We start from the raw sequence: 24087 nt of genomic DNA, 5'->3' as shown, positions 1-24087 counted from the left end.
GAAGATCCTGAGTTTGAAACGTTCTACACTAAGAACATTCTGCTTAACGAAGGCATTCGTGCTTGGATGGCTCCTACGGACCAACCCCACGAAAACTTCATCTTCCCTGAAGAAGTTCTGCCTCGCGGTAATGCACTTTAAAAAAATCTGGATTTGGATTTCAGATTAATTTAATTGTTTTAAATTAATCTGAAATTCAAATCCCTATTCCCCGGGGCAGGCGCGGCGATCCCGCGTCCTACTAGGGAAACAAAAAAACCCAAAATCCAAAATCTAAAATCGTTGGAGGTTCTACCGGGTGGTAACGCTCTCTAATTCCTACGCAAGCGGTCGCGACCAAGAATCCTCCGGGTTCGCTTGGTGGTCTGGCAACGCTCGTTTAATCAATCTCTCCGGCAAACTGCTGGGCGCACACGTCGCTCACGCTGGCTTGATCGTGTTCTGGGCCGGTGCAATGACTTTGTTTGAAGTCGCTCACTTTATCCCAGAAAAGCCCATGTACGAACAGGGCTTAATTTTGATGCCCCACGTCGCTACTTTGGGTTGGGGCGTCGGCCCCGGCGGTGAAGTTACGGATATCTTCCCGTTCTTCGTAGTCGGCGTTCTTCACTTGATTTCATCTGCTGTTCTCGGTTTGGGCGGCATTTATCACGCCGTTCGCGGCCCGGAAGTTCTCGAAGAATACTCTTCGTTCTTCGGCTACGACTGGAAAGATAAGAACCAGATGACCAACATCATCGGCTACCACCTGATTCTGTTGGGATGTGGCGCTTTGCTGCTGGTAGCTAAAGCCATGTTCTTCGGCGGTGTCTACGACACTTGGGCTCCGGGCGGCGGCGACGTGCGTATTATCACGAACCCCACTCTCAACCCGGCTGTGATTTTTGGCTACTTGACTCGCTCTCCTTTTGGTGGCGAAGGCTGGATTTGCAGCGTCAACAACATGGAAGACATCATCGGCGGTCACATCTGGCTCGGCCTGATTTGTATCGCTGGCGGTGTTTGGCACATTTTGACCAAGCCTTTCGGCTGGGCTCGCCGCGCCTTAATCTGGTCTGGCGAAGCTTACCTGTCTTACAGCTTGGGCGCTTTGTCCCTGATGGGATTCATCGCTTGCTGCTTTGTCTGGTTCAACAACACTGCTTACCCCAGCGAATTCTACGGCCCGACGGGCCCGGAAGCTTCTCAAGCGCAAGCTTTGACCTTCCTGATCCGCGACCAACGCTTGGGTGCTAACGTCGGTTCTGCACAAGGCCCCACCGGTCTGGGTAAATACCTGATGCGCTCTCCTACTGGCGAAATCATTTTCGGCGGTGAAACGATGCGTTTCTGGGATTTCCAAGGCCCTTGGTTGGAACCCTTGCGCGGTACTAATGGTTTGGACTTGAACAAAATCAAGAATGACATTCAGCCTTGGCAAGCTCGCCGCGCGGCTGAGTACATGACTCACGCTCCTTTGGGTTCTTTGAACTCTGTGGGCGGTGTGGCGACTGAAGTTAACTCGTTTAACTTCACTTCTCCTCGTTCTTGGCTGTCCTGTTTCCACTTTGTGATGGGTTTCTTCTTCTTGGTCGGCCACTTGTGGCACGCTGGTCGCGCTCGCGCGGCTGTCGCTGGCTTTGAGAAGGGTATCGATCGCGAAAATGAAGCGGTACTTTCTATGCCAAACTTAGACTAATCGATCGAGTTTATTCCTGATTTGATTGTCTGATTGAAAAAGGCTCCTGCTTAACGGCAGGAGCTTTTTTAATTAAAGAAGGCGACTGCCCTAATACCAATTTAATATGAAGCTGCATAAGCTGTTTAGCATTTAAACTGCGTATTTCAGAGGCTGAAACCTTTTACTGGCTTAAATAGCCTCTGAGATTTAAATAATGAACAGCTTAGCATAAAGCTTCAAGAATGAAATTGGAATAGGTTGATTGCCTCTGCCCTGTTAAAAGAAGAAGATTTAACACTCGCCCGCTAGGAAATTTTAAGGGTTTGAGAGTCTTCTTCAACACCTTAACAAAGCTAGGGAGAAAGTGCCGAGGCGATCGTTTGGACGAAGCTGTTATTGGTAAAATAATCTTGATAGGCGCGACGGGCATTGCGGATAATTCGATCGGCTGCTTCTGGATGGGCTAGATAGTAGCTGCACGTTTCTGCTAAATCAGCCCAATCCCATCGCACCGGCACGTAGGTTTCTCCGGCCACAAAAATATTCGGCTCAACATTGAGATGTTCCACCGACGGCTTCACCAGCAAGCTGTTGTAGCATACGGCTTCGTAGTCGCGCCAGCAGGTTTCACCCCAGCCAAACGGACTAAAAACGATGCGACTTTGTTTGATTTCGCGGAAATACTGGCGGCGAGGTACTAGTCGATGGTTAAACTTGCCACTGACGGCAAGGCGATAGTCAGATTCTAGGCTTTGAACCGCTTTGACTGCACCCATTCGATACTCGAAATACCATTCTTTTTGATGTTCGTCTCCCAATGCCAAACGGCAGAAGATATCGATGGTTTTGGCAGGGGGAAAGATGGAAAAGAGGGGATTGTATAAGGCTTTTTTCATGCGTTTTGCCGTTCCCAAACTCCAACCTGTCGCAATCCGATTTTCAGATCCCGCAGGTACTTTAGAACCGACGTGCCACCCCTCGAAGTTCAACCCGCCTTCGGTTGCCAGAAAATCTGTCATCATCGAACCGCCGATGTAGGAGTTCTTGTAGTCTTGCACATCCCGATAGCGCTGTCGCTTCAAAAATCGATCGACGTAAGGCAGCACGTTAAAAAACCTGGAACTGGCTTGGGCAAATGGATCGATAAAGATCAGTTGACGAGAGGGATGGTGTTGGCGAACTTTTTCTAAGACTCGTTCGGCTTCATCCGGTTGTTCGTTCCAAGCGGGAACGAGAAATAGAATGTCTGCATCGCTGCGGATACAGGCTTCACCCATATCTGCAAAGGTTTTGGCATTGACAGACACCACATTCAATGCCAGTTGGCTGCGTAACTGTTTCTGGTGGTAGAGAAATGGTTCAAATTGGGCAACTCGAATGGAGTCGCTGAAGTCTCCGACAACAACTACTTTTTGCATGAGATAGTGGGTGATGATTTGATTTCGGTGTTCTTGGCGAGCGCGTAGATCGAGTGATAAGTTTATACTTGAGTGAAATTGCCGATCGGGTAATTGCACTGAGGTATCCGCGAATTTCACGTCACCCTGGATTTACCTTATACTTACGCAAAATACTTACACAAATTTACACAAGTCTTAAGTAAAAGGGCTCTTCCGGACTTACTATGCCAAACGGTTAGTCAAAATGACTCCAAAGCCAGCTATACCGCGATTTTATGCCTCAACATCCTAAGTTAACTCGAGCTAATACCTAAAATCGTTGCTACGCAACGATTTTAGGTATCCTCTGAGGCAATTTAGCATAACAGGTACGGAAGAGCCGTAAAATTTACATTTATTATTTATAATCAACAGGTTAACTCCGAGATTAACAAGAGAAAATACTTATAAACACACATATTTTTCTGTAAATTTTTAGTAAAGTTGCGTAGTTTTTCATTCCTGGGTTCCCTAATACCAATTTTACTGAAGTTGCAGAGAATAAAGATACTGTAGCAATTTGACAGCCGATCGCAATTATTAACCAACGCTCAGATCGCTACTGCAAACTTACCCAATATGATAAATTTGGGTAATTAAACACTTTTATCCAAAAAGCGACAACAGATGATCGCAGTCGATCGACCAATACGCCATGCCCGATTCCGAATTTTCCGACGATCTCAAATGGACGCCTGAAGCCAAGGCCAAGCTGAAAAATATTCCCTATTTTGTCCGGGGACAAGCTCGCGTCCGCATCGAGCAGTTGGCCCGTGAAGCCGAAACCGAAGTCGTCACCGTTGACTTAGTTGAGCAAGCTCGCATCGAGTTTGGGCAATGAAGGATCGAAAGGTACGCTAAAGCTTTAGACTATAAATTGCGTTGTAAGGACAAGGACTTAAAGAAATAGTGCGCAAAATAGTTATAGCTGGCAACTGGAAAATGTACAAAACTAGGGCAGAATCCCTAGAGTTTCTTCAAGGATTCATGTCCTGCCTGACGGAAACCCCAGAGGAACGGGAAGTCGTGCTTTGCGTTCCCTTCACTTCCTTGGCTGTCCTCTCGAAAAATTTGCACGGGGGCCGGATCAGACTCGGTGCTCAGAACGTTCACTGGCAAGAGTCGGGAGCTTTTACTGGGGAAATTTCCGGGCCAATGCTGAGTGAACTGGGTGTGCGCTATGTCATCGTAGGCCACAGCGAGCGGCGCCAATATTTTGGGGAAACTGACGAAACGGTGAATTTGCGGCTGAAAGCTGCTCAGAAATACGATTTAATTCCGATTCTGTGCGTCGGGGAAACCAAGCAGCAGCGAGATGCAGGGGAAACTGAATCTCACATTTTTTCTCAGTTGGGAAAAGATTTGGTTGGTGTTGACCAGCAGAAGTTGGTAATTGCTTACGAGCCTATTTGGGCGATAGGGACTGGCGATACTTGCGAAACGAAGGAAGCTAACCGAGTTATTGGTTTGATTCGCAGTAAATTGACTAATCCTGACGTGCCAATTCAGTACGGCGGCTCTGTTAAACCGGAGAATATTGATGAAGTTATGGTCATGCCTGAGATTGACGGGGTTCTGGTAGGCGGTGCGAGTTTGGAATCTGCGAGTTTTGCTCGAATTGTCAATTACAAGTTGTGAAAATTTAAGTAGGGACTGGCGATCGCGCCAAAAATTTGTCGGCAGTTGCTTAAATTTGCGATCTCACCCGCCCTGACTGGGATAGTTGGGCGATCTAATGTGTACGAAATCTGCCCCTCTCATATCATGTCCGGTCGATTACCCGACCTCAGGTAGGGGCGGGTAAACCTGCCAATATCTGCCAACAATCTCCAATCTCAAAAACCCGCCCGGCCGGGATATTATGGTCAATCGATCGGACATGATATCAGATCCCTCGAAAGGGGGGTTTTGTACAAAAATTATTTATTCAGAGGCAGAGACTTTTTGCTAAACCAGCCCCTAAAAGTTATCTGTTATATTTTTAAGTAGAGCGATTTAGAATAACTCATGACCGATCGCAAATTAACCATTAGAAATAAATCTTTCGAGTGGGGAAAACGCACTTATTTAATGGGCGTTTTGAATGTCACCCCTGACAGTTTCAGCGACGGCGGAGATTATTATACCATAGAATCTGCTTTAGCGCAAGCGGAAAATATGGTAAAATCTGGAGTTGATATTATTGATATTGGCGGTCAATCTACTCGGCCCGGTGCAGCGGAAATATCCTCTTCAGAGGAGATCGATCGCGTTATACCTGTGGTACAGATACTGCGGCAAAAAGCCGAGAGTTTTGGCTCAGTTCCTATTTCGGTCGATACTACCAGAGCGCAGGTGGCCTCATCTGCGGTTGAGGCGGGAGCTGATATTATCAATGATATTTCGGGAGCAACTTTTGACTCGGAAATGCTGTCAACCGTTGCTCATTTAAAAGTGCCAATAATTTTGATGCACATTCGGGGAACTCCCCAGACGATGCAAAAACTGACAGATTATCAGGATTTAATTGGGGAAATTAGGGAATTTTTAGAGAGTAGAATTGCGGTGGCAGTTGCTGCGGGAATTGACAAATCTCACATAATTCTCGACCCTGGTATTGGCTTTGCTAAGAATTACAGTCAAAACTTGGAAATTCTGCAGCAGTTAGCCAAATTCCGTGGTTTGGACTGTCCAATTTTAGTAGGAGTATCGCGCAAAAGCTTCATCGGTCACATTTTGAATCAGCCATTGGCGAAACAAAGAATTTGGGGGACAGCGGCGGCTTGTACAGGTGCGATCGCAAATTCGGCAGATATCTTGCGAGTTCACGATGTCAGAGAAATGCACGATGTTTGTCTGGTAGCCGACGCTATCTTCAGAAATCAATCTTGAGAAGTTGGAGTATCGATAACTCTCATTTCCCCGCCGCCAGCAGCTTCCGAAGGGATATCAGGGATAGACTCCATCAAATTGTTGAGAGATTCTGACATATTCTTGGGATCCATAAACAGAATTTTGGCGTTGTCGCTTTCGCCCAATTTTTGTTGAGCCTCTAAGTATTTTTCGGTTACTAAGTAATTCAAAACTTGCTTGCTATTCGGATGGTTGTCTAAAGCTTCAACTAAGAGCCTCATGTACTCCTTAGTGCCGATCGCTTTATTGACCATTGCTTGCCACTCGCTCTTAGTGGCGCGCTCCAATTCCATCGCTTCTTGCACCCTTTTCGGAGGTGTAATGCTTTGAATTTCCACCCTAATTACTTTGACGCCCCAACTTTCAGTAGCTTCGTCTAACCTCTTGAGTAACTTTTTATTCATGTCATCTCGGGAAGCCAAGACGTCTTGCATTGGCAATCGAGCAATTTCAGCGCGAAACGTTGTTAAAACTAAGTTGGCGATCGCATCTTCAATTTGATCGATTCCATAATAAGCTTTCTGTAAATTCACAACCCGCCAATACACAATGGCATCCACTTGTAGAGCCACATTATCTCCCGTGATTGCTGACTGAGGTTTAGTATCTAAAACTCTTTCACGGCTTGTGTCCACGCAGACGACTTTTTCGACCAAGGGGCTGATAAAGTGGAATCCGGGCTTTAAGGTGCGCTTGTATTGACCCAAACGTTCGACTAAAGCTTCGTCGCCGCCGCTGACTATTTTGAAGCTTGAGTTAACAGTGTAGCCGAGGATGAGCGCAACGATCATGGTGAGAAGAGACTGCCCCATTTCTACTTTCCTGCTAAGGTTGACTGAGAATCGATCGGAATTCTACTCTAATTTAACTCAAAATCGGCCACACAGTGCTAAAATATCTCGACTGTTAATAACTAACTATTTCATCGGGTAGGCCCCCATCTGCTCCGACTCTTACGGCGCTAGTCAAACCCAGGATATCAACAACACATTTCCACAAAAGACATGAAAAACGATCGAGAGTTTCGCTTGTTAAAACCTTTGAGGTGGATCGCCCCAAGCATTTTGGTGGGTGCAGGAATCTGGAATGTGGCAGCGGCCCAACCGGCCGGGGCTGAGCCAATCGCCCTGCAACTCTCGCAAAACTTGCAGTCGCAGAACTTGCAGCCACCGCGCCGAGTGCCGGCAGTTCGGGAAGTTCTATCCTACGAGATGAAGGGAGACGAACTCAGGATTTGCAAGCAGCAAGGCAACTCAGAGAAAAAGTGCGAAGTTGTAGGTAAAGGCTACACGGTGGGTTTGAGAACTGCCAACGACCTTTACGGTCAAGGAAATGCTGTCAATGCCGAAGCTTTGTACCGGCAACTAATCGCTCGCTATCCCAAACAAGCGGATGCTTATTACAAGTTGGGAACTATGCTGTCGGGGCAAGGTAAAATGAGCGACGCGATCGGTCTATTCCAAAAAGCAATTGAAGTCAACCCGCAACACGCCAAAGCTCACAACGATTTAGGCGTGGCGATGGCAAGTCAGGGGCAGTTGCCCGAGGCAATTGTTCAGTGGAGACAAGCCGTTAAAATTAACAGCCAATATCCCGATGCTTTAAACAATTTAGGAGTCGGTTTGTACCAGCAAGGAGACAAGGAAAACCAAGCGGAGGCAGTAGCCAGCCTCAAAAAAGCTAAGGAGTTATTTATCAAGCAAGGCAGAACTCAAGCCGCTAACAGAATCGATCGAATTTTGGAGGAAATGAATTCGCCCTCGAGCGACTCCTAAACTCAACCGCCGATCGAACATTGAAAGAAAAAACATGATTGGCGATCGGCGCGCGGCAGCGTTCACCGGGGGTTAAACACCCCCAAAAACGAGAATTTAAAGCATTTCCTTCAAAACTTGTATAATCAAATCCCCATCCACCCGATCGCTCACAGCAGCCTCACCCAAGCGCACCGGCAGCACAAACCGCACCTTGCCATCCTGCACCTTCTTATCGAGTTGCAAAGTATGCAAAATTTCCTCAACATCCACACCCGCAGGCAATTTGGCAGGTAAACCCGCTTTTTCAATCAAAGCCGACTGGCGGCGGTCGCACTCTCGATCCCACATTCCCAACTCCACAGCCAACCGGCTTGACGCAGCCATGCCGATGGCCACTCCTTCCCCGTGATTGATGGCCTTGTAATGGGTCAAACTTTCCACAGCATGACCGATGGTGTGTCCGTAATTCAAAATCGCCCGCAAACCCGATTCCTTCTCGTCTTTGCTTACCACCTCAGCCTTAGCTTGGCAAGACCTGCTCAAAATTTCTGCCAACAAATCCGCCTTCACATAGCGCATTTGATCCAAACGCTTGCACTTCTCCAACTTCCCAAAAAGTTCAGCATCCCAAATCACCCCGTACTTGATAACTTCCGCCATCGCCGAGCGAAACTCCCTCGCCGGCAGAGTTTTGAGTACATCCGGGTCAATCAAAACCAAGCGCGGCTGGTGAAAAGCCCCGATTAAATTCTTCCCCAAAGGATGATTTACCCCCGTTTTGCCGCCAATAGCAGCATCAACCATCGCCAGCAGCGAAGTCGGAACCTGCACGACATTAATTCCCCGCAGCCAAGTCGCCGCAGCAAAACCCGTCATATCGCCAACCACCCCGCCGCCCAAAGCCACCATTGTCGAGGAACGTTCTAAGCGGTTTGCCAAAGCCGCACCGTAAATTTTTTGCACCGAATTTAAAGTTTTGTACTGTTCTCCCGGTGGTAAAATGCAGCTACTGACTTCTAGACCGGCCGATTCGAGGGCTGCTGTTGCTCTTTCGCCGTACTGCCGAAAAATCGACTGATTCGACACCAGCAGCACTTTTTTGCCCAAACTTAGATCGCCCATCTGACTGCCGAGTTCGTCTAAACCGCCCGATCGCACGCAAACATTGTAAGATTGTGGCCCCAAGTCAACTTTAATTATCGATTGCATATTTATCTATTTTAGATATTAGATTTTAGATTATCAGAAAATTGGGTTGAAAACCCCGTCACTTCGACGGATTAATGTCGATATAGTGTCGCTCTAGTATGGCATACTAGAGATAGCACAGGCTGAAAAACCGCTATCACAAGACAATATAAATCTGGGGTGTCCCCACTTGACAGGATAGGAAGTAGTAATGCGTAGTGGATGGCGATAACCACGATAAACAGAGCTACGGTAGCCAATGAGCACCCGTTAACCAGCAAATTCAAATACTTGATATTCAAGTTGTACCGTAGGGCATACGGAAACAAGGGGAGCAATCCTCTAAAGCTTGCGGAGATAAGCCCGCTGGGACTCCTCTAAATTAGACTCGAAACTTAGTTCTATTGAACGGGTTTTTGGTTTAAGTAGTGCCGAAAGGATAGAGAGTTTTAAGGTGTATCAGTGAACCAAGAATCCCCACCCCTTAAGGCTGGAGAGTGTCAAAGGTCTTTTTATTGATTGTTTTGGAGAAATTGCAATGACTCTTAGCGGAGCAATAACTTATTTCGGGATTTTCGGCGGAATGGTCGGCTTGGCGACAGTGCTGATGTTTGGTCTGCGGGCTGTCAAACTCATCTAATTTGCTAATTTAGATGTCAGAACCAGAGGATTTAATCTCTGGCAAAAGGATCAGTTGGACGAAGTATTTGCGCCAAAAATCTCTGATTAAATCTCTGGATTGACCGCGCAAATGCTTCGACTAATATAACTTTAGGCTAGAATTGATTAATTTGATATTTGACTTATTGACAATTGCATGACCAATACTAATGAATCCAACCCAGAAGATACCTCTTGGCACGCAGCAACCGATCCAGAAAAGTGTTTGGAAATGGAACGAAAGTATGGATGGAAGTTGCTGCGAATTAAGAGAGTAGGCGGAGATATTTTAAAAGTCAATTGTATCTTTAAAGGACAAACTCGCTTTCCTAACTATCTAGAAAATGAGGATGAAGATTAATTATGCGGAAATATATCATTTTTAAGGCTCAATCGATGTCAGCAGAAGGCTGGGAAAATAGAATGTTGGCTCACACTGGGGCAACAACTGATATTCTCTGCGAGTATTATGATTCCTCTGACGAACCCCTACCTCAACCAGGGAATCGTCCCTACGAGTTTTACCGGATTGAAGAGTTCGACGATCCGCAATTCCCCGACAGCGATACTCACTACCGAGTCGGAGATTGGGAAGTTGTAAGGGTTGAACAATACCCAACTGCTGAACCAGGAAGCAACTACGATCTGATTGCTGTTTGTTATTGTCAGTACGCACCTAAACCTAGTCCGTTGATGCCCGTTCCGAGTGCTCGCATTTCGATCGACTCGTTTGGAGGATATGAGGCAGCTTATCAGCAATATCTTGAGAGTAACGCTAAACCTGAGGTTTATTCGCCTTGAGAATTATAATTTTTGTTATAATGAAAAGCGAGGTGTCAGTTGGCTTATCAAATTGAATACTCGGATGCAGCTATTGAACACCTGAAGGTATTAACAGCTCGACAACAGCGAATCGTATTAGATGCTGTAGACCAGCAACTTCAGTACGAACCACTCGTTGAAACTAGAAATCGCAAGCCAATGGAGGCTAACAGTTTAGCTACATGGGAACTGAGGGTAGATAATTTGCGGGTATATTATAATGTAGAAGGAGACAATATTTATATTGTCTACATCCAAGCCGTTGGAGTTAAAATTCGCAATCGAGTTCGGATTGGCAAGGAGGAAATAGAGTTATGAAGTCAGTAGAAATATCTGAAGCAAATGCTTCTTTATGTGCGTACATTCACCAGCTCGGCAGAGAACCGTTACTTGTTAGTATTAAAGGCACACCAGTAGCAATTTTAGCACCAATTTGCGATGTAGAAGCTTTACCGCTAGCGACTCATTCAGAATCGCTGACATTAATTAAAAAATCTCGGGTTCAACAGCGATCGGATACTCAATCTTCGCTAGCAGATTATGTGAGAAACTTAGGTCGCGAACCTGCGATCGCGGGATTTGAAGGAAAACCTGTAGCGGTATTGGTGGCGATCGCAGATATTGAGAGTGTTTCTTTAAGCCACAATCAAAAGTTTCAGAAAATTATTGAAACTTCGCGACAGCAACAAAAATCTGGCAGGACGAGTTCGAGTGCAGAAGTGCGAAAAAAACTGGGTTTGATATAAGTCAATAGATTTGAGATTTGAGATTTGAGATTTGAGATTTGACAAAAGCGGGCTGTACCGATCGCCCGCAAATTAGCCGCCAGTCTCGCTACAAAGCCGCCCTTTCCCCTAAAATAACTTCTACTCCCCTCAATCCCAAATCCCAAATCCCAAATCTAAAATCGAAATGACTCATTCCACCGATATCATTACCCTCGGCCGCTGGATGGCCGCCGACTTCAGCAACCAAGCCCAAGCCTTTGAAAACCCGCCCTTCTTCGCCCACATCCGCGTCTGCATGAGACCTTTGCCCTTCGAGGTTCTGGATGGGCTCAGCTTGTACCTAGAGCAAGCCTATGATATCGAATTGCACGTACCGTACCGAGTCCGAGTGTTAAAATTAGTCCCGGCGGGCGATCGAATCGACATCGAAAATTATGCCATCGAAAACGAAGAACAATTCTACGGCGCTTCCCGCGACCCGCTACGGCTGCAAGAAATCAAAAAAGCACAACTGACACTGCTGCCGGGCTGCACCTTTATTACGCAGTGGACGGGCAACAGCTTCAAAGGGTTTGTCGAACCCGGAAAAGGCTGCATGGTGGTCAGAAACGGCAAAAAAACTTATCTAGACAGCGAATTCGAGATTGACCAAGACAAATTTATTAGCCACGATCGCGGACGGGACCCAGAAACCGACGCCCACGTCTGGGGAGCCCTCGCTGGCCCCTTTGAATTCACCCGCCGCGCCAGTTTCTCCGACGAAATTCCGGTTTAATGCAAAAAAACTGAGTCCCTCCTGGGTGAACACGCTTGATTAAAGGTTCAGAATGCACCATTACCTGGTACATTAACCCAGTATTGGCAAGCAAGATTCACCGTTGATTTATGAAAGTCCTGGTTATTGGTGGCGATGGCTATTGCGGTTGGGCAACCGCACTCTACCTTTCTAACAAGGGTTACGAAGTTGGCATCCTCGACAGCTTCGTGCGGCGGCACTGGGATCTGGAACTGTGCAGCGACACCCTCACTCCCATCGCACCGATTCAGCAACGACTCCAGCGATGGCAAGATTTAACGGGCAAGTCGATCGACTTGTTCGTCGGTGACATTACCAACTACGATTTTCTCAGCAAAAGCATGAGAAAATTTGCACCAGAGGCGATCGTCCATTTTGGCGAACAGCGTTCTGCCCCCTTCTCAATGATCGATCGCGAACACGCAGTCCTCACCCAAGTCAATAACGTCGTCGGGACACTCAATCTGCTGTACGCCATCCGCGAAGACTTCCCCGAGTGTCACCTAGTGAAATTGGGGACAATGGGCGAATACGGCACCCCGAATATTGACATTGAAGAAGGCTACATCACGATCGAACACAACGGCCGCAAGGATACACTACCCTATCCCAAACAACCAGGCAGTTTCTACCACCTGTCAAAAGTCCACGACTCCCACAACATCCATTTTGCTTGCAAAATCTGGGGTTTAAGAGCCACCGACTTAAATCAGGGCGTCGTCTACGGCGTGCTCACAGATGAAACTGGCATGGACGAACTGTTGATCAACCGTTTGGACTACGACGGAGTATTCGGTACAGCCTTGAACAGATTTTGCATCCAAGCTGCGATCGGTCATCCTCTGACAGTTTACGGCACGGGTGGACAAACCCGGAGCTTCTTAGACATTCGGGATACCGTGCGGTGCGTGGAATTAGCTCTAGCCAACCCCGCCGAAGCCGGACAATTCCGCGTCTTCAACCAATTCACCGAACAATTCAGCGTCGGCGACTTAGCCTCATTGGTGCACAAAGCAGGCACGGCAATGGGATTAAAAGTAGAAATCAACCACCTCGAAAATCCCAGAGTCGAGAAAGAAGAACATTATTTCAATGCCAAAAACACCAACTTGCTAGACCTCGGCTTGCAACCGCACTACCTCTCAGATTCCCTGCTTGATTCTCTGCTGAATTTTGCCACAAAATATCAGCACCGCGTCGATAAAAATCAGATTTTGCCGAAGGTTTCTTGGAAGTAAGTTCTGGTATCTACCTGCGGGATCGGAGATTTTTTAACGAACCGCGAAGGCGCGAAGGGCGCGAAGTAAGAGAAAAGAAGGGAAGAGAGGAGAAGGGTTCGCAAGTTCTGAATGGAGTTTGCTGTATATTAAGATGATCTATCTTTTTTATCTTTTGCTCTGTGTCCTCTGTGTCCTCTGCGGTTAATTAAAAAATTCCATAAGGTTTTTAATGCTGGCTTTTTGGGAATAAATGCCCTAGAAATTCGCAGGATTATTCTGTGGCTTTTGGTTGTTATGCCCGGATTTTGAACCCGTGCTGTTTGTGCTTATTATTTAATATCGGAATGGGTGGCACTAACGGCGAGTTATCAAATTTACCGCGCCTGTTAGCGAAGCCCCATCTGCCTCTGGAACAGAAATATCAATTGCCAGAACAGCACAGGCAATTCACAGTATTAATGGCTTTGCCGAAGGTGGGGGATTGCTTTTAGGTGGGATAATTGTATCGATCGGAATTCACGGAGTTTGTATGTTGCCCCCAGAAACATCACGAGAGTAATTAGTTGTGGTGAAGCTGCTAACAGAACCCTACTTAAACCAGGCAAGTAAATGGCCGAAAGCCGGTCGTCACATTCTGGCACAATTTGATGAAGATACGGTCGTAGTGTACCAAGCATACCGTCCGGCGATCGGTCATTTTGCCGCGGAAAATGGTTGTTTCGGCGGGGAATTCAGCCTGAATCGTATGAGTTGGATTAAGCCAAACTTTCTATGGATGATGTATCGATCGGCATGGGGTACTTCATCGGGTCAAGAAGTAATTCTTGCTATTTGGCTAAAGCGCTCGGCGTGGGACGAAATTTTAGCATCTGCTGTTCATTCTAATTTCGTTCCAGCAGTGTATGGAAGCGAAAAAGAATGGCGACAAGCTGTTAAAAATTCGGCTGTACGGCTGCAATGGGACCCGGACCATCACCCAAATGGATCGAAAATGGATCGGCGGGCAATTCAACTCGGTTTGCGCGGCAGTGTTTTAGCTAGTTACGCGCGAGAATGGATTGTTAAAATTGAGGATATTTCCCAATTCGTACAGCAACAGCGTCAATATAACGGAGGCGATCGCACGCAATTACTGACTCCTTGTGAGACAGTGTATCCTGTCATCGATCCCGACATCTTCCAGAGGCTAGGATTATCGGCTCTCTAAGTAACTTACTATGAAAATTGCTCTTTTCACTGAAACTTTTCTGCCGAAAATAGACGGCATTGTTACCAGACTGATTCACACTGTAGATCACTTGCAGCGCGCGGGCGAACAAGTTCTGATATTTTCTCCAGATTATGGGATTAAAGAATACAAAGGCGCCCGAGTTTACGGTGTGGAGGGTTTGCCTTTGCCGATGTACCCGGAACTGAAAATGGCGCTTCCTTCTCCGGCTGTCGGTCGCCAATTACAGCAGTTTAAACCGGATATTATTCACGTTGTTAATCCCGCTATTTTGGGATTGGGCGGTATATATTACGGCAAAAAGTTGAACATTCCGATTTTGGCTTCTTACCACACGCATTTGCCGAAATATTTGCACCATTACGGTTTTGGAGTCCTCGAACCTTTATTGTGGGAATTGCTCAAAGGGGCCCACAACCAAGCAGAACTGAATTTGTGTACTTCTACAGCAATGGTGGAGGAACTCAGAAGCCACGGGATCGATCGGGTAGATTTGTGGCAGCGGGGCGTAGATACTGAAATGTTTGTCCCGGAATTGGCAAGTCGAGAAATGCGATCGCGCCTTTCTGAAAATAACCCTGACAGTCCCCTGCTGCTGTACGTCGGCCGCCTCGGTGCAGAAAAAGAAATCGAACGCATCAAACCAGTCCTCGCAGCAATTCCCGACGCCCGCCTCGCCCTAGTGGGAGACGGCCCGCACCGGCAAACCCTCGAACAATATTTTGCCGGCACCCCCACTAATTTTGTCGGCTACCTCAAGGGGCAAGAACTCGCAACAGCTTACGCATCGGCCGACGCCTTCATTTTTCCCTCCCGCACCGAAACCCTGGGCTTAGTGCTCCTCGAAGCAATGGCTGCAGGGACGCCCGTAGTGGCGGCCCGCAGCGGCGGAATTCCCGATATCGTTACCGACGGCGTTAACGGATATTTATTCGACCCCGCCGACGAAGGAGGATGTCTCAGGGCCGCCCAGCGTCTGTTTGCCAATCCCCAAGAACGGGAAACCCTGCGCCAAAACGCTCGCCGAGAAGCCGAACGCTGGGGTTGGGCCGCCGCCGCTGCACAGCTGCAGCGCTACTATCAATCAGTGGTATTTGCCCAGTCTGTGCCCACAGCGGCCTAAATGTCCGGATCGGTAGCACCTTTAAACATCACCGCCACCTTAGCTTCGCTGTTCGATCGTCAGTTGGTAGCGTTGTCGGGATGTCCTCAAAGACCGATCGAACTTTTTTGCTGCATAAATTGCCGTCGCTATCCTGCTGTTGCGTTTACCATTAAACTATGAGTAGCTCCCTCCGGAATGCCGATCGCGCTGCTTTCATAGCGCCCTTTACCTGACCGGATACGGTCGCCGAGTGCCCTAAAACAGTCACACCGCGCGTGCGGGCAGACCGCAGAACGTCAAATGCACATTGCACTCTCGATCGAACTAAAGCCTGTCACCTAATTTTCAGGCCTTCAGTTTTGCGAACTCAAGTTCAGCTTGAATCGACCAAGTATCATCAGTCTCGAGCCAGACTCGCATTGCCAAATACTTTGCTAAACTTATCTAAACCTATCCGTTGTAACAAGTTTATGTGAAAAGTCTCACCCTTGCACCTGAATTAATTGGAGTATCCTACTATGTTTGCCCTCAAGCGAGCGCTCAAATTCAATAAAAACGAAGCGACCTTAATGGTAAAACACGCGGGATTTAGACGGGTGGTGTTTAACATGGGTCTGAGCCTTCGGACTCAGATGTACGGCGAGGGTAAGTTTTCGGACTCAAAAGTGATTAATGAAATCAAGAAACTTTTGACCGATCGCGTCAAGAAACAACCCGGATTTGCTGGGATGAATCAATTGTCGAGCAGGGTGTATCAAAATGCCTTGATTGACTTAAAAGATGCGTTTAGTAGGTATCGTTTGGGGAAATCAGGTCATCCCACTTTTGCTAGTCGCAGCGAAGCTCAATCGTTTACGGTAGATTCGTCAAAGGGAAAGGTTGTACTTGATGCGGGCTATACAATTAAGATTCCTACACTTAGGACGTTTAGACTTTACGAACCCTTCGATTGTGGCTTGGTTTCCCAGACTTTTACCATTTCAAAAGAAGGTAGTCGTTGGTTTGTTTCGTTCTGTGTTGATGGGCAACGTTTACCAGTCCAACAGCCTAAAAAAATCCTAGGTGTCGATCGGAGAATAAAATCCTTCGCCACCTTGAGCGAAGCCGAAGGGTCAAACAATCAAGTTTTTGAGGCGCCCAAGCAGCTAAAACAAGCGAAAACCAAGCTGGCGACATTGCAACGCCAAGCATCAAGACAAGCGAGGGGTTCCAACAATCATCGCAAAACCTACGCCCGCATCAGCCGCCTTCACGCCGGAATATCTTGCGTTCGTAAGGACTTTTTGCACAAGTTAACAACTTATTTAGCCAAAAGTTTTAAGCTGATTAAAATAGAAGACTTGAACGTGAAAAAAATGATGGCTAACCATAAGCTGGCGGGAGCGCTATTAGACCTTGGTTTTTACGAATTAAAGCGTCAACTGACGTATAATTGCCTTATGTATATGGCGAAAAGAGCGCTACTCGCTCAATGGTTTCCTAGTTCTTTGACTTGCTCGAACAGCGGTCAAAAACAAGATCGGCAACTAAGTATTAGAACATATAATTGTCAGTCGGGTGGTGTGTCTATCGATCGGGATTTAAATGCCAGTATCAATATTTTGAATAGGGAACCATCGGCAGCCAGGGGGATAGCCGACTCCCTCGACTACCTTGGATCCAACAGCGTTGCCAGTGAACGTCAATTAGCTTTAGCTAAGTTTGAGTAAGTTTTACGAAGCAGGTTGTAAAAAAAACGATGTCTCGATCGAGCATATGTAACAAGCAAACAGAAGTTGCGTGCGCCACTTTTGAACTCACGATTCATGAAAGCGACAAGCGAGTGTCGGCGCGTTTCCAAACAACTTAAATCGTTTGTACGGCCGCAGAATCAAGCGCCGATCGACCTGCGGGTCAGTCTACCCCTCTGAGAAAGCAGTTAATCATGACATTCTCCAATACTGGTAGCGTTCTGGCTACACTGACTCAAGTCAATTTTATGGGGGCATTGACCTCCCGTGTTAAGAGCCTGCCAGTTCCTGAATTAGTGTGCCTGCTCGACTTTATCACGGCTGAATTTCAGCAGTTTATCCGGGCGATGGACCTGATTAACAATGAAGCACTCGAAACTCTCTTAGAGCAACTGTTAGATGCCTTCACTGTCAAAATAGGTCAAATTCTGCAAGCAGACCGGACAACAATTTTTTTGGTTGACTCGAACAAAAATCAACTGTGGCACAAAACAGTCGATGCACAGACGGGCGAAGATGTAGAAGTACGTTTGCCGATGGATGTAGGCATTTTAGGCTACGTAGCAACAAGCGGAAAATCGATAAATGTCGCTTCGGCTCGATCGCACGAGCATTTTAATGCCGAAATAGACCAACCAACGGGCTACCAGATCGAGAGCATGCTCTGTATGCCGATTTTTAGCAGCAAGAGCCAACAAGAACCCGTAGCGGTGGTCAGACTGTTAAATAAAGCTGGCGATGCCCCCTTTACCCAGGAAGACGAACAGCAGTTCCAGGCTTTTGCAGATTCGATCGGGATCATTCTCGAAAGCTGTCAGTCTTTCTACGTCGTCGCTCGCAACCAGCGAGGGGTTGCCGCACTCCTGAGAGCCACCACGACTTTGGGTCAAAGTCTTGACTTGGAAACAACTTTGCGCGCTGTCATGGATCAAGCTCGCGACTTGATGCAGGCCGATCGCAGCACGCTATTTTTGTTAAATCGGGAAACCAACGAACTGTGGACAAAAGTCGCCAAGGCCGACGGCAAAACGATCGTCGAAATCCGCATTCCTGCTAATAAGGGAATTGCTGGCTACGTGGCTTCGACCGGTCAACCTCTAAATATTACAGATGCTTACGACGATCCCCGCTTTGACCCCTCTACAGACCAGCAAACGGGATACCGCACTCGAACTGTCTTGTGTCTGCCGGTGCATAACGCTAAAGGTGAGCTGATCGGGGTGACTCAGCTAATTAATAAGAACCAAGGTACTTTCACCACTTCCGACGAAGAGTTTTTGCGAGCGTTTAATTCTCAAGCAGGGATGGCGCTGCAAAATTCTCAACTGTTTCAGAACGTGATGGTGGAAAAGCAGTATCAAAAAGATATGCTGCAAAGTCTTTCAGATGCAGTAATTTCCACCGATTTACAGGGACGAGTTGTAACAATTAACGAAGCGGCGCTGGAATTGTTAGGCTGTCCGGTAAATCAAGCTAAAAGCAAACACAATCCCCAAATTTGGGAAGAAAAACTGATTGACCGCTATGTTTGGGAAGTTGTGCCGATCGAAAATTTGCAATTTCGACTCGAAGACAGTCTCAACAATGCCGCCAGACATTACGTTCCCGAACAAAGTTTAACTTTGGGACTGTTGGTGGAAAAAACCAGTTGTTCTGCAGAAACAGCAGCAAAAACAGAAGAAGAAACAGCAGAAGCAACAGAAGAAGAAACTTATATTTTGGCCGTGCCCGATCGCACTGACCCGAATTTATATTACGCTTGGGGCGAAAACAGCGCGTGGACTGAGGAAGTAGCGCTGGCAGAATTAGCTAATGCCCAATCTCTATTTTCGCTCTCCAAAGCAGCCCTGTATCACCCTTATTGTCCGCTGCCCATCCCCGCCTCTCGAATTAAACTAATTGAACGCAGTTTGAATTTGACTGTCAACCCGCTGATCAATCCAGAAGGCGGCGTGCGCGGCGGTTTAGTGGTACTCGAAGACATCAGCCACGAAAAGCGGATGAAAAATACGATGTACCGCTACCTGACTCCTGGAGTCGTAGATAAAGTGATGGCCTTGGGCGAAGGCGCCCTGATGGTGGGCGAACGCAAAGAAGTGACTATTTTATTTTCCGACATTCGCGGCTACACCTCGCTGACCGAAAATCTGGGAGCCTCCGATGTCGTATCCCTGCTGAACGACTATTTTGAGACGATGGTGGAGGCCGTTTTCCACCACGAAGGCACTTTAGACAAGTTTATCGGCGATGCTTTAATGGCGGTGTTCGGCGCGCCCCTGCCGCTGAATCCCCCGGAAAGTCACGGTTGGATGGCGGTGCAGTCGGCTTTAGATATGCGCCGGCGTTTGAAAGAGTTTAATGATTCTCGCCCCGGCGCAGATCCGTTTCGCTTTGGAATTGGGATTAGTTCCGGAGACGTGGTTTCGGGAAATATTGGTTCCCAAAAGCGGATGGATTACACGGTAATCGGGGATGCGGTGAATTTGAGTTCGCGCTTGGAACAGCTTACAAAGGAGTACGGCTGCGATATAATTTTAAGCGAATTTACTTACAGTTTGTGCCGCGAAGGGATTTGGGTGCGAGAGTTGGACAAGGTGCGGGTTAAGGGCAAAAATCAGCCTGTGGGCATTTACGAGTTGCTGCAAAATAGTTCTGAACCCATTGACGGGGAAACCGTTCGGTTTTTGGAACTTTACAGCAACGGTCGGGATGCTTATATTGCTAGAAATTTTCACAAAGCTATTAGTTGTTTTGAAGCGGCTTTAGCGATGCGACCGAGCGATCGAGCTGTGGAAGTTCACATTGAGCGCTCCCTCAGCTATTTGGAAATACCCCCGCCCGAGGATTGGGACGGCGTTCATACTATGACCAGAAAGTAGAATATTATATCACATCCGAGTGTTCTAAAGTAAAAAGATTGGATAAACTTTTGATATATTCCTTATGACAGAGTAAACAAGTGGAAAAATGTGAAAACATAAATCGGATGCCATATTAAAGTTAGTATTTATTTCCAGGCTAACAATTAAATGAGTTATTTATCTGTTCCCAATGCCACAAAAGCCGATCGGATTCTGGTAGTAGATGACGCACCAGATAATGTTTTGTTGGTGCAGACAATCCTGGAAGAAGAAGGTTACGAAATTAGCACGGCAGAGAACGGCTTTTCTGCCTTGAGCGAAATTGACAAGTCAGCCCCGGATTTGGTGCTGCTAGACGTGATGATGCCGGGAATGGACGGTTACGAAGTCACCAAGCGAATTCGACAAAATAAGGAATTGCCCTTTATCCCGATTTTGCTGATCACGGCTCACGACAGTGCCAGCGTAGTCCAGGGATTGGACATGGGAGCAGACGATTTCATCCGCAAACCAGTCGAAATGGACGAACTGCTGGCGAGGGTACGATCGCTCCTGCGGCTAAAACACAGCGTAGACGAGCGCAATTCGATCGCCCTCCAGCGCGAAGATTTTGTCTCCCGGCTCGCTCACGACTTGCGGACGCCGCTGGTAGCAGCCGATCGAATGCTAACTTTAATGCAGCAGGGAGCTTTGGGAGAAATTTCGCCTCAGATGCGCGACGCTTTCGGGACAATGGTTCGCAGCAACAAAAACCTGATCGCGATGGTAAATATGTTGCTGGAAGTCTACCGCTACGAAGCAGGTCGCAAATCCCTAAGTTTCGCTCCCGTGGACTTGCGCCAGCTTATTACAGAAGTAGCTGAAGAACTATCTCCCCTAGCCGATGCTAAAAGTTTATCCCTAAATTTGGACTTGACAGAAAGTGCAGAAAGTGCTCCGATTGCGAAGTATCCGGGCGATCGTCTGGAGCTGCACCGCTTGCTGACAAATTTAATCGGAAATGCGATTAAATTCACCGACAGCGGCTCAATAGATGTCCGCTTAAAAGCTGCTAATTCACCTGCTTATACTAGCTTCAAAAACCAACCGCTGGCATGGGTAATCATAGAAATCCAAGACACCGGCGCCGGTATTCCTCCCACCGAAAAAGCAAAATTATTTGAAAGGTTTGGCCCGGGAACTCACAAGAAATCCGGTACAGGTTTGGGACTACACCTCTGCCGCCAAATAGTCGAAGCTCACCGCGGCACGATCGAGGTAAAATCAGAGCTGGGCGAAGGCAGTTTGTTTACTATTCGCTTGCCTTGTTAGAGCGTATGAACTGTAATTGTAGGGTGAGCCGTGCGCACCAACTCAAATTATGGTTAATTTGACACTCCTGGGCCTAAAGGCACGAGGATTCTTGATTCACAGAATCGACTTGCCGATGCAGAATTACTTCAACATCGGTAGCGGTCAATTCTCCACAAGCGTTCGGATCGTAGATCCCTGTTCCGGTGTGCCCCACCGTACTCAATCCCCGACTTAGGATATTTTTAGCGGCGTTACGATCGCGATCTAACAGACATCCACACTGACAAGAGTGAGTTCGCGTCGATAGACTTTTCTTAACAATGGTTCCGCAACTAGAGCATTCTTGGCTCGTCCCGCGGGCTGGCACGGCAATCGTAATCCTTCCGAATACTTTGCCGAAATATTCCAGCCACACTCGAAACATATACCAAGATACGTCGTTAATTGATTTAGCTAAACAATGATTCTTCACCATATTTTTAATCCTCAAGTCAACGCACGGCTACACAGTCGTTTGACTGGATGACGCCGGAGAGCCAATTTCACAGCAAAATCTTTGCGCTGTCTACTTATTTTGAGGTGGCGCTTTCCTAGAATCACTCTAGCTTTTCTTCTGTTTTGCGAACCCTTGACTCGTTTTGAAACTCGTCTTTGAACTTTTTTTAACTTGCGTTCTCCCTTGCGGAGGAATCGCGGATTCTCGACTGCAACACCATTAGAGTCTGTATAGAACTCTTTTAGTCCTACGTCTAACCCGATGGCGTTGCCTGTGACTTCAATCTTTTCAGAGCGGTCAACTTGAACGCAAAACTGGACGTAATATCCGTCTGCCCGTCTCACCAAGCGCACTCGCTCGATCTGACTGCGCTGATAGAAATGTAAGTCGCGAGTTCCTTTTAATTTGAGTTTTCCGATTCCGTTCTTATCGGTAAAAGTGACAGATTTCCGATCGTTAGCTAGACGCCATCCCGTACTCTTGTATTCGACCGAGCGGTTGTCTTTCTGGAACCGTGGAAATCCCTTTTTTCCTGGGACTTTCTTTTTACAGTTGTCGTAGAATCGGGAGATCGCCGACCATGCTCTTTCTGAGCTAGATTGCCGAGCCATGCTGTTCAAGTCATCGCAAAACGGAAATTCCTTAGCTAAAACAGCGCTATACTTGTTCAAGGCGTATTTATCGACTTTTTCGTTTTCCATCCAAAAGCGCAATGCTTTGTTTCGGATGAACTGCACCGTTCTAATTGCTTCGTCTACAGCGTCAAATTGCTGTTTTTTGCCGTATGCTTTAAACTCGAAAACAAGCATGAATTCGACCTAATCACGATACTCTTATGCTAATAAACTTGGCTTAATACTGCCGAATTATTCACAATACTTTACAAGCACGAGTATGTCGCGTATCCCCTATTCTGGAAGAAAGCCGTCCTAGAAGGACGGGGTTTTAAACCCATTCTTTTGATAAACTGTAATTGTAGGGTGAGCCGTGCGCACCAACTCAAATTATGGTTAATATAACGGATGTCATATAATTACTTCGCAACCGAATTTACGGCAATATGTCTAACTGTCCAGTGTGCAGTGCTGAATACAGAGAAGAAAAAGCAGAGTTTTGCTCGATTTGCGGCTGGGATTTGAGTCCCTACCCGCAGCGTGCTAAGCCTTCCAAAACTTATTTAAAAAAAGAACAAGTTAGATTGCAGTGGGCAAAACAAATGTGGGAATTGACCCGCAATCAACAAAATTGGTCAGCAAAATTAGATGAGTTGCAGGGGGAATTGCAGCAAGGTGCGATCGCCCGCACGTACCTTCAATCTCAGTTAGAATGGGTGTTGTACCGCCTCGAACAACTAAACCCCGAATTCATTGTCAGCACTCTACTGAGGCTGGAAGACAAAATAGGCGCTATACCTGACAAAACTCCGGCTATCTCTGAAGTGGGGATGGACTACCGACAACTGACAAAGCTATTAGAAACCGGAAAATGGCGCAAAGCTGACGAACACACTTGGGAAATCTTGCTGCAAATCGCTGTCAGGGAAGACGAAGGCTGGCTGAGTTCCGCCGATATTGACAGTTTTCCTCCTACAGACCTTCGCACGATCGACCAACTTTGGCAACAATACAGCAGCGGGCGGTTCGGGTTGAGCGTGCAGCAGCAGATTTGGGAAAGTACCGGGGCTAACTATACTGAATTTTGCGATCGAGTCGGCTGGCGAGTCAAGGAAAATTGGAAATATTACAGCGAGCTCTCCTTCAGCGACAATGCTCCCTCCGGACATCTCCCCGTCACCGCATGGAGACAGCGCGCCTGTTACGGGGCGGGTAAACTCACCGCAGCAGAAAACTTTGCCCGCATCGCCCAGAAACTTGCAGGTTGCGATCGGTAATCATCCCAAATAAAAAATTTAAAATCGACATTAACTGCTATAATCAAAACGGTTTAGCAACTGGGGCTGTGGCTCAGATGGATAGAGCAAGCGCCTCCTGAAGAATCGGGCACCCTGCGAGGAAACTCCGGGAGTGAATGTGGTCAAACTCGGTGAAACCTAAAGAGTTCGTGGGTTCCTATGACTCTAAGGCAATACCAAGCCAAGCCTGAGTTAATGGCGATTAAACGATTGCCTTTATGAAAATCAGGAAGGTTTAGAGACTAGACGGCCACCACCTAAAGGCTGCAAGCCTATGGTGAAGGTATAGTCCAGAGAGTG

The 24087-nt window shown here is 47.2% G+C and carries 22 protein-coding genes and 2 pseudogenes; 20 read left to right on the top strand and 4 right to left on the bottom strand.

Annotated elements, in window-relative coordinates; genetic code table 11:
• Together QUB61_RS12970 and psbC are read left to right on the top strand one after the other, a co-directional pair.
• Window positions 1-141, top strand: a pseudogene (locus tag QUB61_RS12970) (photosystem II D2 protein (photosystem q(a) protein)); the annotation flags it as partial.
• Window positions 142-298: 157 nt separating this feature from the next.
• Window positions 299-1678, top strand: a complete 1380-nt coding sequence (gene psbC / locus QUB61_RS12965; protein WP_333126094.1) for a photosystem II reaction center protein CP43 — start codon at window positions 299-301, stop codon at window positions 1676-1678.
• Between the two features lie 335 nt (window positions 1679-2013).
• Here the strand turns inward: psbC and QUB61_RS12960 are convergent, their stop codons facing one another.
• Window positions 2014-3177 (bottom strand): glycosyltransferase, encoded by a 1164-nt coding sequence (locus tag QUB61_RS12960; RefSeq protein WP_333126097.1) that lies wholly within the window; start codon window positions 3175-3177, stop codon window positions 2014-2016.
• A 577-nt stretch (window positions 3178-3754) separates the two neighbouring features.
• On the opposite strand from QUB61_RS12960, the gene QUB61_RS12955 reads away from it, so the two are divergent.
• From QUB61_RS12955 to folP, 3 genes are all read left to right on the top strand, one after another.
• A complete protein-coding gene (locus tag QUB61_RS12955; protein ID WP_006633749.1) occupies window positions 3755-3940 on the top strand; it encodes a PCP reductase family protein in 186 nt (61 codons plus the stop codon).
• Window positions 3941-4008: 68 nt separating this feature from the next.
• A complete protein-coding gene (gene tpiA, locus QUB61_RS12950; protein WP_445300209.1) occupies window positions 4009-4737 on the top strand; it encodes a triose-phosphate isomerase in 729 nt (242 codons plus the stop codon).
• A gap of 369 nt (window positions 4738-5106) precedes the next feature.
• Window positions 5107-5970 carry a dihydropteroate synthase gene (folP, locus tag QUB61_RS12945; protein WP_333126102.1) on the top strand — a complete coding sequence of 288 codons (864 nt, stop codon included), beginning with the start codon at window positions 5107-5109 and terminating at the stop codon, window positions 5968-5970.
• On the opposite strand, the gene QUB61_RS12940 is transcribed toward folP, so the two are convergent.
• Window positions 5961-6803 (bottom strand): stomatin-like protein, encoded by an 843-nt coding sequence (locus QUB61_RS12940; protein ID WP_333126104.1) that lies wholly within the window; start codon window positions 6801-6803, stop codon window positions 5961-5963. The two genes, folP and QUB61_RS12940, sit on opposite strands and share 10 nt — an antisense overlap.
• A 192-nt stretch (window positions 6804-6995) precedes the next feature.
• Between QUB61_RS12940 and QUB61_RS12935 the strand changes: the two genes are divergently transcribed.
• Window positions 6996-7766: a tetratricopeptide repeat protein gene (locus tag QUB61_RS12935; RefSeq protein ID WP_333126105.1), complete on the top strand. Its 771-nt coding sequence runs from the start codon at window positions 6996-6998 to the stop codon at window positions 7764-7766.
• Window positions 7767-7862: 96 nt separating this feature from the next.
• Here QUB61_RS12935 and aroB read toward each other — a convergent pair whose 3' ends face one another.
• The gene (aroB, locus tag QUB61_RS12930) at window positions 7863-8957 is read right to left on the bottom strand and encodes a 3-dehydroquinate synthase (RefSeq protein WP_333126107.1); all 1095 of its coding nucleotides are present in this window, start codon (window positions 8955-8957) and stop codon (window positions 7863-7865) included.
• Between the two features lie 517 nt (window positions 8958-9474).
• On the opposite strand from aroB, the gene petL reads away from it, so the two are divergent.
• From petL to QUB61_RS12865, 13 genes are all read left to right on the top strand, one after another.
• The gene (gene petL / locus QUB61_RS12925; RefSeq protein WP_333026869.1) at window positions 9475-9576 is read left to right on the top strand and encodes a cytochrome b6-f complex subunit PetL; all 102 of its coding nucleotides are present in this window, start codon (window positions 9475-9477) and stop codon (window positions 9574-9576) included.
• Window positions 9577-9753: 177 nt separating this feature from the next.
• Window positions 9754-9957: a hypothetical protein gene (locus QUB61_RS12920; RefSeq protein ID WP_190741596.1), complete on the top strand. Its 204-nt coding sequence runs from the start codon at window positions 9754-9756 to the stop codon at window positions 9955-9957.
• Between the two features lie 2 nt (window positions 9958-9959).
• The gene (locus QUB61_RS12915; protein ID WP_333126110.1) at window positions 9960-10397 is read left to right on the top strand and encodes a hypothetical protein; all 438 of its coding nucleotides are present in this window, start codon (window positions 9960-9962) and stop codon (window positions 10395-10397) included.
• 39 nt (window positions 10398-10436) lie between these two features.
• Entirely contained in the window at window positions 10437-10736 is a 300-nt protein-coding gene (locus QUB61_RS12910) for a type II toxin-antitoxin system RelE/ParE family toxin (protein ID WP_333126112.1), read from the top strand.
• Complete coding sequence (locus QUB61_RS12905) at window positions 10733-11164, top strand: hypothetical protein (protein ID WP_333126115.1); 432 nt, start codon at window positions 10733-10735, stop codon at window positions 11162-11164. Before QUB61_RS12910 ends, QUB61_RS12905 begins: the two co-directional genes overlap by 4 nt.
• 166 nt (window positions 11165-11330) lie before the next feature.
• Window positions 11331-11921, top strand: a complete 591-nt coding sequence (locus QUB61_RS12900) for a chromophore lyase CpcT/CpeT (RefSeq protein WP_333126118.1) — start codon at window positions 11331-11333, stop codon at window positions 11919-11921.
• 110 nt (window positions 11922-12031) lie between these two features.
• Window positions 12032-13180, top strand: coding sequence for an NAD-dependent epimerase/dehydratase family protein (locus tag QUB61_RS12895; RefSeq protein WP_333126121.1), 1149 nt, complete (start codon window positions 12032-12034; stop codon window positions 13178-13180).
• Window positions 13181-13727: 547 nt separating this feature from the next.
• Entirely contained in the window at window positions 13728-14369 is a 642-nt protein-coding gene (locus tag QUB61_RS12890; protein WP_333126124.1) for a DUF4291 domain-containing protein, read from the top strand.
• 10 nt (window positions 14370-14379) lie between these two features.
• A complete protein-coding gene (locus QUB61_RS12885; RefSeq protein ID WP_333126126.1) occupies window positions 14380-15513 on the top strand; it encodes a glycosyltransferase in 1134 nt (377 codons plus the stop codon).
• Entirely contained in the window at window positions 15514-15675 is a 162-nt protein-coding gene (locus tag QUB61_RS12880) for a hypothetical protein (RefSeq protein WP_333126128.1), read from the top strand.
• 338 nt (window positions 15676-16013) lie between these two features.
• Window positions 16014-17204, top strand: a complete 1191-nt coding sequence (locus tag QUB61_RS12875; protein ID WP_333126131.1) for an RNA-guided endonuclease TnpB family protein — start codon at window positions 16014-16016, stop codon at window positions 17202-17204.
• A gap of 215 nt (window positions 17205-17419) precedes the next feature.
• Window positions 17420-20104, top strand: a complete 2685-nt coding sequence (locus QUB61_RS12870) for a GAF domain-containing protein (RefSeq protein WP_333126134.1) — start codon at window positions 17420-17422, stop codon at window positions 20102-20104.
• 150 nt (window positions 20105-20254) lie between these two features.
• The gene (locus tag QUB61_RS12865; RefSeq protein ID WP_333126137.1) at window positions 20255-21397 is read left to right on the top strand and encodes a hybrid sensor histidine kinase/response regulator; all 1143 of its coding nucleotides are present in this window, start codon (window positions 20255-20257) and stop codon (window positions 21395-21397) included.
• Between the two features lie 73 nt (window positions 21398-21470).
• Here the strand turns inward: QUB61_RS12865 and QUB61_RS12860 are convergent.
• Window positions 21471-22684: pseudogene (locus tag QUB61_RS12860) on the bottom strand (RNA-guided endonuclease InsQ/TnpB family protein).
• Window positions 22685-22935: 251 nt separating this feature from the next.
• On the opposite strand from QUB61_RS12860, the gene QUB61_RS12855 reads away from it, so the two are divergent.
• The gene (locus QUB61_RS12855; RefSeq protein WP_333126139.1) at window positions 22936-23766 is read left to right on the top strand and encodes a GUN4 domain-containing protein; all 831 of its coding nucleotides are present in this window, start codon (window positions 22936-22938) and stop codon (window positions 23764-23766) included.
• Window positions 23767-24087 lie beyond the last annotated feature (321 nt).

Origin of the sequence: Microcoleus sp. C2D2 (assembly GCF_036702495.1) — a bacterium.
Classification (GTDB): Bacteria; Cyanobacteriota; Cyanobacteriia; order Cyanobacteriales; family Microcoleaceae; genus Microcoleus.
The sequence above is the reverse complement of the archived record's forward strand: the minus strand, read 5'-3'. Positions and strand labels throughout refer to the sequence as shown.